Source organism: Roseiarcus sp. (genome assembly GCF_052145395.1).
GTDB lineage: Bacteria > Pseudomonadota > Alphaproteobacteria > Rhizobiales > Beijerinckiaceae > Roseiarcus.
Genome location: NZ_JBKQOT010000114.1, coordinates 1 through 14,184 on the forward strand (window position 1 = coordinate 1; position 14,184 = coordinate 14,184).

Sequence of the window (14,184 nt, forward strand, 5' to 3'; positions counted from 1 at the left end):
GGCCGCCGGTCAAGGCGCTCTGCGTCGTGCCGCAGGGCATGCAGGAGGGAACCGAGCAATTGATCGAGGGTCGCACGTTCGGCCTGGTGACGGGCGAGGCCGCGGAGTTCCGCTTCTTCTCGTCCGCCGTGCGCAGCGGTGACACGCCGGGCCAGATCCTGCCCGACGCCGAACGCGAGCTGGAGGAGACCAGCCTCCTGGAAGTCGAGCTTCCCGCTCTGCCCGATGTTCCGGCGGGACAGGTCGTTCCCGTGCGGATCGAAGCCGTCGTCACGGAGCTCGGCACGCTCGAACTCTGGATGAAGCACACGAACTCGGACCGGAGATGGAAGATTGAGTTTCAGGTCCGCACGCAGTAGCGCGGGCTTGGGCTCACGCGACGCGGCCCCGCAGTGATGGCGGCCCGGTTTTCCATCGGAATCGATCTCGGCACGACGAACTCCGCGCTCGCTTACGTCCCGCTGACCGGCGATGCCGAGCCCGAGGCGCTCGCCGTTCCGCAATGGGAAAGCCCGGCCGCGCTCACCGAAGCGCCGACGCTGCCCTCGTTCCTCTATTGGCCGGAGGACGGGCGCGCCGCGAAGTGGCCGGGCAGGGTTCCGGGAACCGAGGGATGGATTGTTGGCCGCCTTGCCCGCTGCAGGGCGGGGGAAACGCCCGGACGGGTCGTGCGGTCGGCGAAGTCGTGGCTGTGTCACCATTCGGCTGACCGGTCCGCGCCGATTCTGCCCTGGGGATCGGAGGACCTTCAGCCGGCGCAAAAGATCTCGCCCGTTCGCGCCGCCGCGCTCATCCTGAACCATCTGCGGGGCGCATGGGACACCCGCTTCGCCGGATCCGGCTTCGGGTTCGATGAGCAGGAAATCACCATCACGACGCCGGCCTCGTTCGACGCCGCCGCGCAGCGCCTGACGCTGAACGCCGCGGAGGAAGCCGGTTTCCCGGGCAGCGTGCGGCTCTTGGAGGAGCCGCAGGCGGCCTTCTATTGCTGGCTGGAAAAGCATGGCGCGGCCGAGCCGTTGTGGGAAGGGGTGGACCCGCGGACCGCCGAACCGCGGCGCGTCCTGATCGTCGATATCGGCGGCGGCACCTCGGATTTCAGTCTGTTCGAGCTGAGACCCGGCGCGCCGGGCGCGATCCCCGACATCCGGCGGGTTGCGGTCAGCGAGCATATCCTGCTCGGCGGCGACAATATGGATCTCGCCCTTGCGGTCCTCATGGAGCCTCGGCTTGCGGCGGGACGCGGCCATCTGTCAGGCCCGCAATGGGATCACCTCGTCGCGTCGTGTCGGGATGTGAAGGAGCGCGCGCTTTCGGGTCCCGGCTCGGCGGAAGAGCCATACGTCGTGGTGTTGCCGGGCAGGGGGTCCGGCTTGGTGGCTGGGGCGCAGACGGCGACGATCACGCGCGATGAGGTCGAGCGGCTGGTGCTGGACGGCTTTTTCCCGATCAGCGATGCGCGCGCTCGGCCCCATCGCGCCCAGTCGGGTTTGCGCGACTGGGGCCTTCCCTACGCAGCCGACAGCGCGATCACCCGCCACCTGGCCGATTTCCTCCGCGACCGTCCGCGGGTGGACGCGGTTTTGTTCAACGGCGGCTCGGTGCACGCCGCGGTCTTGCGCCGGCGGGTGCTCGACCAGATTGCCGCCTGGCAGGGCGGCTTCCGCCCGATCGAGCTGGAAAACGCCGACCCCGATCTCGCCGTCGCGCGCGGCGCCGCTCGCTTCGGCAAGCTGCTGCGCGGCCATGCCGGTCGCATCGCGGCGGGCGCCGCCCAAGCTGTGTTTCTCACGGTGCAGAGGGGACAGGCGGCGACGAGCCAAGTCGACCCGTCGGCGCTGATCTGCGTGCTGCCCCTCAATGCGGCGGCCGAGCAGGGGTACGAAATCAACCTGCCGGGTCTCGAGGTCAGAACCGACCAGCTGGTGAGCTTTCAGGCTTGTTCCTCGACCCGCCATGGCGGCTGCCGGGCGGGAGATGTTCTGCCGTGGGACGCGGACGCCTTCCACATGCTGCCGCCGCTCGAGACGATCATCCGAACGGCGCAGGGGGCTGACGCCAGGTCGGACCGGACCGTGCCGGTCCGTCTGGCGGCGAAAATGAATGCGCTGGGATTGCTGCAGATCGCCTGCGTCGGGACGGACCCGCAAACGCCGCAGTCGTGGCCGCTCGAGTTCAATCTGCGTCCGCACGAGCGTGGCGTCGCGTCGGCGCGAGGCGCGCCGGCGCCCGTTGCGCCGAACGCTGCGGCCGAGGCCCAGCAGGCCGCTCGCGACCACATCGCAATCATCTTCACCCGTCCGCCGCCGAAGTCAGGGCTGACCGCCAACGCCGTCCTTAAAACCCTGGAGCGCATGATCGGTCTGCCCCGGCAGGAGTGGAACGCGGCGCTGCTGCGCACCCTTTGGCCGGCCCTGAACGAACAGACCATGGGCCGGAAGCTTTCGGTGGAGCACGAAGAGGCCTGGCTCACGTTGGCCGGGTTTCTGCTGCGCCCTGGGTTTGGCTTCGCCCATGACGGACTTCGCATGGACGAGCTGTGGCGGCTGCGCGATGTGGGGCTCTGCTTTCCCGGCAAACGCAGCAAGGTTCACGAAGCCATCCTCTGGCGTCGGGTGGCCGGCGGTCTCACGGCGGAGCGCCAGGAAAGGCTCCTGGCGGGCGAACTGGCCATTATCCGCGCCGGCAAAGCGTCACCGGAACTTGTCCGCCTTGCCGGCTCGCTCGAACGTCTGCCCCGAGAGACAAAGGCGGATTTGATCCAGCTCTTCATCGCCCAGGCGCTGCAGCGGGCGGAGGCCAAGCAACATTGCGCGCCGTACCTTGCCGCGCTCGGCCTCCTCATGAACCGCACGCCCCTTTACGCCGGGCCGGAGACCGTCGTGGCGGCGGAATACGTCGTCAGCGCCTACGAGGCGTTCCGCGATTTCGACTGGACGAAGCCCGAACTGATGGAGTGCTGCAATCTCTTCCTCAGGGCGGCGCGCGTCGTGAACGACCGAAACCTGGATGTCCCGAAGTCGCTGCGCGACCAGATCGCCCGCAAGCTGGAGCGCGCCGGCGTCGCGCCTCTCCGCGCAGCAACGATCAAGGCGTTCACGCCCGTCGGAGGCACAGACCGCACCACCCTTTATGGCGAGCCGCTGCCCCCAGGCCTGGTGCTCGGCGCCGACCCGGATTGAATGAAACCCTCGAGAGCAAACCTTGAACCGCTAGCGCCGCGCGGCGGCGACCGCCGCGCGCACGATCGTCTCGACAACAAGTCCCGCGACATAGGAGATCCCGCAACAGAACAGGGCGGCCGCGATCACGCGCCCCGTCATATCGCCGGCGAAATCGAAGCTGACGCCGTTCAGCGCTCGCATCGCGAGCGTGAAGGGCAGGGCGGCGAGGACCAGCGGCAGGTCGGCGAACCAAGTCCCGGCGCGTCCGAGGTAGTCGAGATAGAGCGTGAGAAACACCAGCCCGTAAAGCGCCGCAAAGACGATGGCCGTCCATGACCAGAGCCTCGCCATGCGACGCCGCTCAGGCGGCCTCGTAGGCGACGACGCGCTGCGCCTGCCGCCCGAGCCCCGCGATTCCGAGCGAAACCGTGTCGCCCGGCCTCAGGAAGACCGGCGGCTTCTTACCGAGGCCCACGCCCGGAGGCGTGCCCGTGGTGATGACGTCCCCCGGCTCGAGGATCATGAACTGCGAGATGTAGGAGACGAGGGTTTTTGCGCCGAAAACCATGGTCGCGGTCGAGCCGCTCTGCATGCGCTCGCCGTTGACGTCGAGCCACATGTCGAGCTTCTGCGCGTCCTCGATCTCGTCGGGCGTGACCAGCCACGGCCCCAATGGGCCGAAGGTCGGGCAGCTCTTGCCCTTCATCCACTGGCCCGCGCGCTCGATCTGGAACGCACGCTCGGAGACGTCGTTGCATATGCAGTAGCCGGCGACGTGCTTGAGCGCCTCGGTCTCGCTCACATAGCTCGCGCGGGTTCCGATCACCAGCGCGAGCTCCACTTCCCAGTCGGTCTTTGTCGATCCCCTCGGGATGACGATGTCGTCATTGGGTCCGACAATGCAGGAGGGCGCCTTGTTGAACAGCACCGGCTCCTTTGGCGTCGGCTGACCCGATTCGGCTGCGTGGTCGGCGTAGTTGAGGCCGACGGCGACAAAGTTGCGCACGCCCGCTACGCAGGGGCCGATCCGCGGCGCGCCGCGCACGGCGGGCAGGGATTCGGGTTTCAGCTTGCCCAGGCGCGCGAGGGCGCGGGGGCCCAGAGAATCGGCGTCGATGTCGGCGATCACCTCGCTGAGGTCGCGCAGCTTGCCCGCCGTGTCGACCAATCCCGGTTTTTCGTGTCCCGCTTTTCCGTATCGAACGAGTTTCATGTCGCCTTCCGGATGGCGTTGTCCGTGGCGCGCTCGCGGGCTGGATCCGTCCGGTCGCTCGGGCGCCACTGCCGGGACGGATCGGTGGAACCGGTGGCGCTGCCGCATCCATCCCAAACCCTCTTTTCTTTCGCCACAGATGTCCCATATTACTCGAATCGTCGGCAGGCTTCATCCCGACAGGCTTTGTTTTTTGTACGCTCGACAAGTGTCGAGGGAAAGCGACAAGACGAAACACGAGTCTCTCGCCGAATTCGTTGTGCGCTGTACGCTTTCCGTCAAACTTCAGGCTTGATCGAAGTTTTTGGTTGTTGTCTTGTCTACGAGAAGGCGCTTGCGTACAGAAAGCGCGATTGGTCCTCTCGTATTATTGAAAAGAAGCGTAACATGTCTACTGTGGAACGGATCGCCCTCTTTATAGATGGCGCGAATTTGTATGCCAGTGCGAAAGCCCTCGGCTTCGACATCGACTACAAGCGGCTGCTGCGAGAGTTTCAGGCAAAAGGACGTCTGATTCGTGCCTTTTATTACACCGCTTTGGTCGACGATCAGGAGTATTCCTCGATTAGACCGCTGGTCGATTGGCTCGACTATAACGGATACGCGGTGGTTACGAAGCCGACGAAGGAGTTCGTCGACTCGACCGGACGCCGGAAGGTCAAAGGCAATATGGACATCGAGCTTGCGGTCAACGCAATGGAGATGGCCCAGCACATCGACCTGATGGTCCTGTTTTCCGGCGACGGCGACTTCCGGTCGCTGGTCGAGGCCATGCAGCGCAAGGGCGTTCGGGTCGCGGTCGTGTCGACGATCGCGACCCAGCCCCCGATGGTCGCCGACGAGCTCCGCCGCCAGGCGGACGAGTTCGTCGATCTCGCGACGCTCATGGCGCGGATCGGGCGCGACCCCGGCGACCGCCCGGTGCGGTCGGACAATCACCGGCGCGCCCAATTCGTCGCCCCGGTCCAGCAGCCGGTCGAGGAGCCGGTGAGGGAATAGCGGCGCGAACAGCCCGATGACGTTCGACGCCGGTCCCTCCCGGGACTGCGGCGCCTGCGCGAGGCTCGCCGCGTTTCGCGCGGCGAACCGGGCCCAGTTCCCGGACTGGTGGAACGGGCCCGTGCCGTCGTTCGGCGCCGCGGATGCGCGGCTGCTCGTGGTCGGCCTCGCCCCGGGGCTGCGCGGCGCCAACCGCACCGGCCGCCCGTTCACCGGCGACTACGCCGGCGACCTGCTCTTCGAAACGCTGATCCGCTACGGGTTTGCGTCCGGCCCCTACGATCGCCGGCCCGACGACGGCCTGAGGCTGATCGACTGCGCCATTGTCAACGCCGTCCGCTGCGTGCCGCCTGAGAACAAGCCGACGCCGAAGGAGATTTCCGCGTGCCGGAGCTATCTCAGCGCGTCGATCGGGGCGCTCGGCGGCCTGAAAGTCGTGCTGGCCCTCGGCCGGGTGGCGCACGAAACCGTTCTCCGCGCGATGGGCAAGCGGCTGGCCCAATTCCCGTTCGCGCACGGGGCGCGGCACGCGCTCGGCCCCGACGGCCTCGTCCTCTTCGACAGCTATCATTGCTCGCGCTACAACACCAACACGGGCGTGCTGTCGGAGGCGATGTTTCGCGACGTGTTCGCCGCGATCCGGGCCGAACTGGCGCGCCCCCATGGGACCGGCTGATTTCAGCCGACGAGAAGTTCAGGGAGATCGACGTGACGAAAAGCCTGTTCGGGGAAGTCGGCGGGGTTCCCGTCGAGGAGATCGTCATCCGATCGAAGGCCGGCGCGACCGCCAAAATCCTGACTTGGGGCGCGGTGGTGCGCGAACTCGTCGTGCCCGCCTCAGGCGGCCGGCAGAGCGTCACCCTCGGCTTGAATACGATCGACGATTACGTGGCCCATTCGCCTCATTTCGGAGCGGTTCCCGGCCGCTTCGCCAACCGGATCGCGAACGGACGCTTCACGCTCGACGGCGTCGAGCATACGCTCGACAAGAAACCGGGCGACAAGCACACCCTGCACGGCGGCCCGAAAGGCTTCGGCAAGCGCGTCTGGACGCTTGGCCGTTATGATGAGTCTTCGGCGACGCTCACGATCGAGTCGCCCGACGGCGACGCCGGCTTTCCCGGCGCGCTCGTTGCGACCTGCGTCTATCGGCTGCTGGAGCCGACGACGCTCAGGGTGGAGTTCACCGCGACGACCGACAAGCCGACCGTGGTCAACCTCACCCAGCACGCCTACTTCAATCTCGACGGCTCGGCCGACATCCTCGATCACGAAGTGAGACTGTTTGCCGACTTCTATACGCCGTCCGACGCCGAACTGATCCCGACCGGCGAGATCCGGACCGTCGCCGCGTCGCCCTACGACTTCCGCGCCGCGCGCCCGGTGCGCAATGCGGGCGGAACCGCCTACGACACGAATTTTGTCGTCGCGCGCCCGCTCGGGAGCGACGGCCTCGCGCCGATCGCGCGGGTGCGCTCGCCGAAGAACGGCCTGACGCTGTCGCTCTTCAGCGATCAGCCCGGCGTGCAGTTCTATGACGCCGCCACGCTCAACGTGCCGGTTCCCGGCCTCGGCGGGGCGCGCTACGGGGCGCACGCCGGTCTCTGCCTCGAGACCCAGGCGTTCCCCGACTCGCCCAACCGGCGGCACTTCACCGACACGACGCTGCGGCCGGGCGCGGAATATCGCCACGTGAGCGAATTCCGCTTCGCATAGATCGCATCGCTGCGCCGTCGGGGCGGCTTTTGTCGGCGCGATCGCTGATCGCGCCACCGCATTCAACGACCGCGGCTACAGTTGCGGCCCGTGGGTCTCTCGCGCCCGAGGCTCTCGCCGGGGCCGGCTTCCGCCAGCGCCTTGCCGACCTCAAGTCCGAGATCGTCCATCGAGGTCTGCTCGCGGACGCTCAGGTCCTCGCCCTTGGCCTGGCGCTCGGCCTGCTCGGTCGAGCGGGCGACGTTGACGGTCACCTTCGCCTCGACCTCCGGATGGAGGTGGATCGGCACGGCATGCATGCCGAGCGTCTTGATCGGCTGCTGGATCGCGACATGGCTGCGGTTGACGGGATGTCCTGCCGCCGTGAGCGCCTCGGCGATATCGCGCGCCGACACCGAGCCGTAGAGCTGCCCCGTCTCGCCGGCCTGGCGGATAATGACGACCGTCGCGCCGTCGACGGCGCCGGCCGCCTCGTTGGCGGTGCGCTTGAGCTCATGGTTGCGCGCCTCGAGATCGGCTCTCTGGGCCTCGAACTTCTTCTTGTTCGCCTCGGTCGCGCGCAGTGCCTTGCCGCGCGGCAGCAGGAAGTTGCGGGCGTAGCCGTCCTTGACTTTGACGGTCTCGCCCATGCCGCCGAGCTTGCCGATGCGCTCCAAAAGAATAACGTCCATGATGGTCTCCTATTTCTGCAAGTTTGGTCTGGGGGTAGGAAGGACGGCTGCCCGAACGCGCAGCCGTGTGAAGGCGTCGACGACGCCGAGAAGCGCAAGGACCGGAAGAGTGTATTTCGCCCGCACGAAGCAGCAGGCATAGAGGGCGACGAGCATCAGCGTCCGGAGCTTCAGGCCGCGCGACAGGGCGTGCGCGACCGCCAGCCCCTGGAAGGCGAAGGCGGCGCCGAGGCCGCCGGCGACGATGCTGACGTATTGCGAGGCGGGGGCGGGCAGGGCCCATGTCGCCGCCACGCAAACGATCATCACCCCGCCGAGCGCCGCGGGCAACCGAAAGGACGTCGGCAGGTCGAGCCATGGCCGCTTCAGACGGTGGGACAGCTGCACCGAGCGCGCCGCCGCATAGAGGTTGATGCAGAGCATCAGCAGGGTCGAGCCGGCGATCGCCGCCGGGCCGATGCGGACCATGGAGTCGGCGAAGGCCTTGGCCGCCGCTCCGTCGCCGGCGTCGTCGAACGCGTCGGCCGCCATCGCTGCGATGCCCTGCGCCACCGCCTGCGCGCCCTCTGCGTAGCCGTGATAGACGACGATCACCGTCGTCAGCACCCCCGCGGCGCCGAGCATGCCGACGATCGCGGCAAGGGTCACGATCGCTCCGATCGAGGGATATTGCGGAAGGGACGAAAAGCGCGCGGGGAGATAGCGCGCGACGGGCGTCGCCGCGAAAGCCGCGATCAGCCAGGCTGGAACCGCCACCGAGGCGGCGTAGAGCATGCCGCTGAGCGGCTCGGCGATCAGCGTCAGTCCGGCAACGGAGGCTGCGGCCGCGATCGCGCCCGCGTCGACGCCCCATCCTATCGTCGCGATCATGATCGGCAGCGGCGCGAGATAGGCGAGCGCCATCGCCAGCGGGCTCGCCTCCGCGCTGACCGCAAACAGAAAGGCGGCGGCGCAACCCGCTCCGAAGGCGACGGCGTATCGTTGCATCATGGCGCTGTCCCGCTTGGGCCTGCGGTTAGGCGACGGGACCGGCCCGGCGCCAGCTGCCGCCGCGATAGGCTCGAAAGCCGGACGCGGCGGTTGGTCGCTAGAGACCCGTCAGCGAATGAAGTAGGGCAGGAGCCCGAGGAAGCGCGCGCGCTTGATCGCCTGCGCGAGCTCGCGCTGCTTCGGGGCGCTGACCGCGGTGATGCGCGAGGGCACGATCTTGCCGCGCTCGGAAATATAGCGCGACAGCAGGCGCGTGTCCTTGTAGTCGATCTTCGGCGCGTTGGCGCCGGAGAACGGGCAGGACTTGCGGCGGCGGAAGAAGGGGCGGCGGGGCGAGGAGGCCATCAGATTGCTCCCACGACGTTCGTGTCTTCACGCGGGCGGCGCGGGGGACGATCGCCGCGGTCCGGACGATCGCCGCGATCGCCACGGTCGGGCCGATCGCCGCGGGGGCCACGGGGTCCACGATCGTCACGGTCGGAGTCCTCGAGCTTGCGCAGCATGGCCGAAGGCCCGGCCTCGAGTTCGTCGACGCGGATGGTGAGGTAGCGGATCACGTCCTCGTTGAGGCTGAGCGTGCGCTCGAGCTCGACGACCGCCTCGGACGGGGCCGAGATGTTGAGCAAGGTGAAATGCGCCTTGCGGTTCTTCTTGATCCGGTAGGCGAGCGACTTCAGCCCCCAAGGCTCGACCTTGGTGACCGCGCCGCCGAGGGCGGCGATTTTCGTCTTGATCTGTTCTGTCAGCGTCTCGACCTGTTGCGGCGTGACGTCCAGGCGCGCCAGGAAAATATGCTCGTAGAGAGCCATATCGGGCCTTTCCTTTTCACGTTCGCGTCCCACGCGGAGCCCTCCGAGCCCGGGAAAGGCTCGAATCGGATCGTTCGAAGGCGGGAACACGGGAAGACGGACCTTTGGCCCTGCCGCACGAGGCGGCCTTCCGTTCAGCCCCCGGCGGGACGCAACGAGGCGCGCTCCTTACAGCCAGATCGGCTCCGCCGCAAGTCGAATCGGCGTTCGCTTCGCCCGTCCGGCGCGCCGGCGCGGAGCGGAGGAACAACGCCGGGAACGCCGCGTTGCCCTCATGGGCGGGTTGTCGCCCGCATCAAAGGAGGTTGAACCCATGGGTCTTTTCTCGAAGGACATCAAGACGGTGCAGGATCTTTTCGTGCATCAGCTGCAGGACATGTACTATGCGGAGAAACGCATCGTCGGCGCCCTGCCGGACATGATCGACAAAACGACCTCGCCGCAGTTGCGCGCGGCGCTCCAGTCGCATCTCGCCGAGACGAGGAACCATGTCACCCGCCTCGAGAAGGCGTTCAAGTTGTACGGAACGGAGCCCAAGTCCGTCGACTGCCCGGCGATCGACGGGATCATAGAGGAGGCGGACGACGTCGCCGGCGAGGTCGCCGACAAAGCGGTTCTCGACGCCGCGCTCGTCGCGGCGGGGCAGGCGGTCGAGCACTATGAGATCAGCCGCTACGGGACCTTGATCGCGTGGGCGGAGCAAATCGGGCGCAATGACATCGCGCAGGTTTTGCGGGACACGCTGGCCGAAGAGAAAGCGGCGGACCAGAAGCTGACGTCGATCGCCGAGAGCAAGGTCAATCGCGTGGCGGTCTGACATGGGACAAGGCCCGCAACGATAAGGGCGGCCCTTTTGGGCCGCCCTCTTTTTTCGTTCGCTAAGCGTCTGCTCAGCGGCGGCGCTCCCATCCGCGACGGGCCGCTTCGGAATGACCCTCGGGGTCGCCCGACCAGCCGCTGTGACCGCGAGAGGAGCCGTAGCGCTCGTCTTCGTCCTCGTAGCGGCCGCCGCGACGGCCTTCATAGCCGCCGCCGGTGCTGCGCCGGTCGTCCATTTCATAGCGGGACCGCTGGCTGGTGCGGCCGTTGTCTTCGTCGCGGCGCTGCGAGGAGCGGTGGCCTTCGTCCCACCCGCGCCGGGAGGCTTCGGAGTGCCCCCCGGGATCGCCGTACCAGCCGCTGCGGCCATGGTCGGAGTTTTCCCAACCGCGGCGCGATGCCTCGGAATGGCCCTCGCGATCGCCGTGCCAGCCGCTGCGGCCGTGGTCGGAGTCTTCCCATCCGCGGCGCGAGGCCTCGGAATGGCCCTCAGAGTCGCCGAACCAGCCGCCATGGCTCCGCCCTCGCGAGCCGGAGCGGCGGTCGTCGTCGTCGTAACGCCCGCGGCCGCGCCGCTCCTCGCTTAGGAAACGTCCACCCTCGTCACGCTGCGGCATGCTGCGATAACCGCCGCCGCCGCGTCCGTAGTCTCGTTCGTCCTCGGGCAGGAACCGGCCCTGTTCGTCGCGATCCCGCGTCTGTGAGGAATACCTAGGCATATCACGCTCCCGTTCACTTTGCCGACGCTCTTCAGGGACAGAGAGGCGCCGCGGCGCCAGCAATTCGATAGCCTCTCCGATGGCGTCGCCGTCGAGATGCTCGAACCGCTGCTTTGAGCGTTCGTAGCGCCTCTCGATCTGCGACAAGGGCAGGCGGCCCGACGCCAGGAACGAATCGACGGCCTGGAAAAGGCCGCCTTCCTCGCGCTCACCGGCCTGCACCAGGGCGGAAAACTGCTCTGCGAGGGCCTCGAGCGCGGCTTTCTCGGCGCCCCGCGGACCTTCATCGATGAGGTTCGCGAGCAGGAAGTTCAGAAGGTCCTTGCGGATCTCGACCTCCGCCACCGCCTCCGCGGCGCCGCCTCCGCGAGCCGTCTCACGGAGGATCTCCCGCTCGATGAGATTGTGCGGCAGCCAGGCGGCGGCGAATTCTTCGGCGATCGCAAACGGCTCGGCGGACGCCGTCGTCCGCTTGTCGAGGATGGCCTGCAGCGCTTTGTGCTGGCCCTTCATCCGCTCGATGAATGCGGGGGTCGAAGCCGCCCCGCCGCTCGCTGCGGACCGATCCTTGGCGTCTTTGCCTTCGCCCTGGGCTTCGCTCGGGCTGCTGGACGATGGGGTTTCAGACGTCGGTTTTTCCGACGATTTTTCGGACTCGTTTGACGACTTGTCGGCAGGTCTTGCCATGGCGCGCTCCTCGCTGGGATCACGCGCCTCCAACGTCCCGTGCCGCGGCCGGTTCCAAACTAAATCGCGCCGGCGTCTTTCCCCTACAAGCGCAGCGAAACCCGGGCGACATTCGGTGCGCCGGCGGGCGAGAAACGGGCAAAAGCGAGGGGCGGATGCCCAATGATCCCAATGGGATCGCGCGCTCGCGACGACCGCCGCCTAAGGGGTGTCCGGAGCGCGGAACGACAGGATCGAGTCCGTCGGAAAGTCGTACACCTTGCCGGTCTCGGTCCATTGCGGCGAGCACATCTCGACGATCTTCGGCGCGAGGTCCTGCGGCGTGCGAAGCATCGCCGGATCCTCGCCCGGCATCGCCTTGGCGCGCATGAGCGTGCGCAGCGGCCCGGGATTGACCAGCATGACGCGGACGTTCGAGGTGTTCAGCGTTTCGGCGGCATAGGTCCGGACGATGGCGTCGAGGGCGGCCTTCGACATGGCGTAGGGACCCCAGTAGGCGCGCATGTCGGCCCGACTCGCGGCGCCGGACGTGACAAAGACGGCCCGGCCGGCGGCCGAGCGCCGCAGCAGCGGATCGAGGGAGCGAATGAGGCGCCAGTTGGCGGTGACGTTCACCGCCAACACCTCGTCCCAGTCCTTCGGGTCCACGTGGTGCAGGGGCGACAGGACGCCGAGAACGCCGGCGTTGCCAATGAGCGCGTCGAGCCGGCCCCAGCGGCGATAGAGCGCTTCGCCCAGCCGGTCGAGCGCGGCGAAATCGCGCAGGTCGAGCGGCACGAGCGTGGCCGGGCTCTCGTCTTCCGGCCTCAGAGCGCGGATTTCGTCGTCCAGTTCCTCGAGCGCGCCTTGGGTCCGGGCGAGCGCGACGACATGCGCGCCCGTCCGGGCAAAGGCGAGCGCCGCCGCCCGGCCGATTCCGCGCGAAGCGCCCGTCACCAGCACGATGCGGGAATTCTCGTTGGCTGCCGGCGCGTTCATCGACACTCCTCATCGCCTTTGCTAATGTCGGATTAAAGAACCGCGTCCGCGGCTTGGGCGCGTTTCAAGGTCCGGCCGGGAGGCTTCGCCAGACTCGGTGCGCTCGTAAGCGCGCCGGTCGCCCCGGCTGGTCCGACGTGGGCGGTGTATGGACTTGCCGGAGTTGAAAAGAAAGTCCAGAACGACCGCGGAATGGCGTCGGAGCCAAGACTCCGACCCGCAATTCGGGGGCTGGCGCGCGGAGCGGCGCCAATATTTTGAGGCACGAGATGTCAAACGCACGAACCGGCCGCGAACCGGGGAAGACCGTGACCCGCGCCGACTTGTCCGAGATCGTCTACCAGCGCGTCGGGTTGTCGCGCACGGAATCGGCCGAACTCGTGCAGTCGGTGCTGGATGAGATCTGCGACGCGGCGGTGCGGGGGGAGACGGTGAAGCTCTCCGGCTTCGGGTCCTTCGTCGTCCGTTCCAAGGGCGAGCGCGTCGGACGCAATCCCAAAACCGGCGTGGAGGTTCCGATCCTTCCGCGGCGTGTGATGGTCTTCAAGCCTTCCAACGTGTTGAAGGCCAAGATCAACGGCACGAACGGCGAAACGGACAAAGACTAGAAGGGCGCCGTTCGCGCCGCTTCTGGCGTTCTCGCGACCGGCGGACGATAGTGTAGGGGGGGCGAAGACGCGCCGGCAATTCGCCCAGCAGCGCCTCTTGCCACGAGCGACGAGATGGAGAAGAGCCCGGAGGCCTTTCGAACGATCAGCGAAGTTGCGGAGTCCATGGACCTTCCGCAGCACGTGCTGCGCTTCTGGGAAACCCGGTTTCCGCAGATCCGGCCGCTCAAGCGCGCCGGCGGCCGGCGCTACTATCGGCCCGACGACGTCGAGCGGCTTCGCCTGATCAAGCGCCTGCTCTATGACGAAGGCTATACGATCAAGGGCGTCCAGAAACTGTTCAAGGAGCAGGGGGTGCAGGCTTTGACCAGCGGGACGTTCGAGCCGCGGCTCGCTTTGGGCGCGCCGGAATTAGCCGTGGAGGCGGCTCAAGCCTCCCCACCCGCGGCCCGGCCTGAGGCGCCTGGACCTGCGATTGCGGACCTTCAGCCGCGGGCAGAGGCGGGCGAGGGGTTTTATCCGCCCGCCGACGTCGCCGCGCTCAGGGGCGCGCTCGACGATCTCGTCGAGGCGGCCCGCATTCTCAATCAGGCACGCGCGCGAGAGACGTGAGACAATCCGCTTGGCGGCGGATTGCCAGAGCCTGCGGGCTTCCCTATAAGGGCGGTCCGTCGGAGTGTAGCGCAGCCCGGTTAGCGCACTAGTCTGGGGGACTAGGGGTCGTGGGTTCGAATCCCGCCACTCCGACCATTCGACCTTTTGAGAAGAAGGACTTTTTCGAGGTCGGAGTGCTGCCCACGTTGCTCAGGCG

16 protein-coding genes and 1 tRNA gene are annotated in these 14,184 nt (G+C 67.4%); 9 read left to right on the forward strand and 8 right to left on the reverse strand.

The genetic code is table 11. The features are described from left to right. Both ACLP25_RS04060 and ACLP25_RS04065 read left to right on the forward strand, forming a co-directional pair. A partial coding sequence (locus ACLP25_RS04060) for a hypothetical protein (protein WP_442467947.1) occupies positions 1 to 359 on the forward strand: 359 nt, incomplete at its 5' end. A gap of 36 nt (positions 360 to 395) precedes the next feature. Then, positions 396 to 3,182, forward strand: coding sequence for an Hsp70 family protein (locus ACLP25_RS04065; protein WP_442467948.1), 2,787 nt, complete (start codon positions 396 to 398; stop codon positions 3,180 to 3,182). 30 nt (positions 3,183 to 3,212) lie between these two features. Here the strand turns inward: ACLP25_RS04065 and ACLP25_RS04070 are convergent, their stop codons facing one another. Both ACLP25_RS04070 and ACLP25_RS04075 read right to left on the reverse strand, forming a co-directional pair. Beyond that, complete coding sequence (locus tag ACLP25_RS04070) at positions 3,213 to 3,515, reverse strand: hypothetical protein (protein WP_442467949.1); 303 nt, start codon at positions 3,513 to 3,515, stop codon at positions 3,213 to 3,215. 10 nt (positions 3,516 to 3,525) lie between these two features. After that, on the reverse strand, positions 3,526 to 4,377 hold the full coding sequence (locus ACLP25_RS04075) for a fumarylacetoacetate hydrolase family protein (protein ID WP_442467950.1): 852 nt from the start codon (positions 4,375 to 4,377) through the stop codon (positions 3,526 to 3,528). Positions 4,378 to 4,764: 387 nt separating this feature from the next. Here ACLP25_RS04075 and ACLP25_RS04080 point away from each other — a divergent pair, with 387 nt between their 5' ends. From ACLP25_RS04080 to ACLP25_RS04090, 3 genes are read left to right on the forward strand one after another with little or no spacing between them, the layout of a single operon-like run. Beyond that, positions 4,765 to 5,376, forward strand: coding sequence for a LabA-like NYN domain-containing protein (locus tag ACLP25_RS04080; RefSeq protein ID WP_442467962.1), 612 nt, complete (start codon positions 4,765 to 4,767; stop codon positions 5,374 to 5,376). A gap of 16 nt (positions 5,377 to 5,392) precedes the next feature. Continuing rightward, positions 5,393 to 6,052: a uracil-DNA glycosylase gene (locus ACLP25_RS04085; protein WP_442467951.1), complete on the forward strand. Its 660-nt coding sequence runs from the start codon at positions 5,393 to 5,395 to the stop codon at positions 6,050 to 6,052. A gap of 32 nt (positions 6,053 to 6,084) precedes the next feature. Then, complete coding sequence (locus tag ACLP25_RS04090) at positions 6,085 to 7,092, forward strand: aldose epimerase family protein (protein WP_442467952.1); 1,008 nt, start codon at positions 6,085 to 6,087, stop codon at positions 7,090 to 7,092. A 62-nt stretch (positions 7,093 to 7,154) separates the two neighbouring features. On the opposite strand, the gene rplI is transcribed toward ACLP25_RS04090, so the two are convergent. From rplI to rpsF, 4 genes are all read right to left on the reverse strand, one after another. Further along, on the reverse strand, positions 7,155 to 7,763 hold the full coding sequence (gene rplI, locus ACLP25_RS04095; protein ID WP_442467953.1) for a 50S ribosomal protein L9: 609 nt from the start codon (positions 7,761 to 7,763) through the stop codon (positions 7,155 to 7,157). 9 nt (positions 7,764 to 7,772) lie between these two features. Further along, positions 7,773 to 8,753: a DUF2232 domain-containing protein gene (locus ACLP25_RS04100; RefSeq protein WP_442467954.1), complete on the reverse strand. Its 981-nt coding sequence runs from the start codon at positions 8,751 to 8,753 to the stop codon at positions 7,773 to 7,775. A gap of 108 nt (positions 8,754 to 8,861) precedes the next feature. After that, positions 8,862 to 9,098, reverse strand: a complete 237-nt coding sequence (gene rpsR / locus ACLP25_RS04105; protein ID WP_442467955.1) for a 30S ribosomal protein S18 — start codon at positions 9,096 to 9,098, stop codon at positions 8,862 to 8,864. Further along, the gene (rpsF, locus tag ACLP25_RS04110; protein ID WP_442467956.1) at positions 9,098 to 9,562 is read right to left on the reverse strand and encodes a 30S ribosomal protein S6; all 465 of its coding nucleotides are present in this window, start codon (positions 9,560 to 9,562) and stop codon (positions 9,098 to 9,100) included. Before rpsF ends, rpsR begins: the two co-directional genes overlap by 1 nt. A gap of 313 nt (positions 9,563 to 9,875) precedes the next feature. On the opposite strand from rpsF, the gene ACLP25_RS04115 reads away from it, so the two are divergent. Next, positions 9,876 to 10,379, forward strand: coding sequence for a YciE/YciF ferroxidase family protein (locus ACLP25_RS04115; protein ID WP_442467957.1), 504 nt, complete (start codon positions 9,876 to 9,878; stop codon positions 10,377 to 10,379). Positions 10,380 to 10,452: 73 nt separating this feature from the next. Here the strand turns inward: ACLP25_RS04115 and ACLP25_RS04120 are convergent, their stop codons facing one another. Both ACLP25_RS04120 and ACLP25_RS04125 read right to left on the reverse strand, forming a co-directional pair. Beyond that, positions 10,453 to 11,787 (reverse strand): hypothetical protein, encoded by a 1,335-nt coding sequence (locus ACLP25_RS04120; protein ID WP_442467958.1) that lies wholly within the window; start codon positions 11,785 to 11,787, stop codon positions 10,453 to 10,455. Between the two features lie 201 nt (positions 11,788 to 11,988). Then, entirely contained in the window at positions 11,989 to 12,765 is a 777-nt protein-coding gene (locus ACLP25_RS04125) for an SDR family NAD(P)-dependent oxidoreductase (RefSeq protein WP_442467959.1), read from the reverse strand. Positions 12,766 to 13,034: 269 nt separating this feature from the next. Between ACLP25_RS04125 and ACLP25_RS04130 the strand changes: the two genes are divergently transcribed. The 3 genes from ACLP25_RS04130 (at position 13,035) to ACLP25_RS04140 (ending at position 14,123) form a co-directional block, all read left to right on the forward strand. Next, positions 13,035 to 13,373, forward strand: coding sequence for an integration host factor subunit alpha (locus ACLP25_RS04130; RefSeq protein WP_442467960.1), 339 nt, complete (start codon positions 13,035 to 13,037; stop codon positions 13,371 to 13,373). Between the two features lie 114 nt (positions 13,374 to 13,487). After that, on the forward strand, positions 13,488 to 13,985 hold the full coding sequence (locus ACLP25_RS04135) for a MerR family transcriptional regulator (RefSeq protein ID WP_442467961.1): 498 nt from the start codon (positions 13,488 to 13,490) through the stop codon (positions 13,983 to 13,985). A 60-nt stretch (positions 13,986 to 14,045) separates the two neighbouring features. Then, a tRNA-Pro gene (locus ACLP25_RS04140) sits at positions 14,046 to 14,123 on the forward strand. Positions 14,124 to 14,184 lie beyond the last annotated feature (61 nt).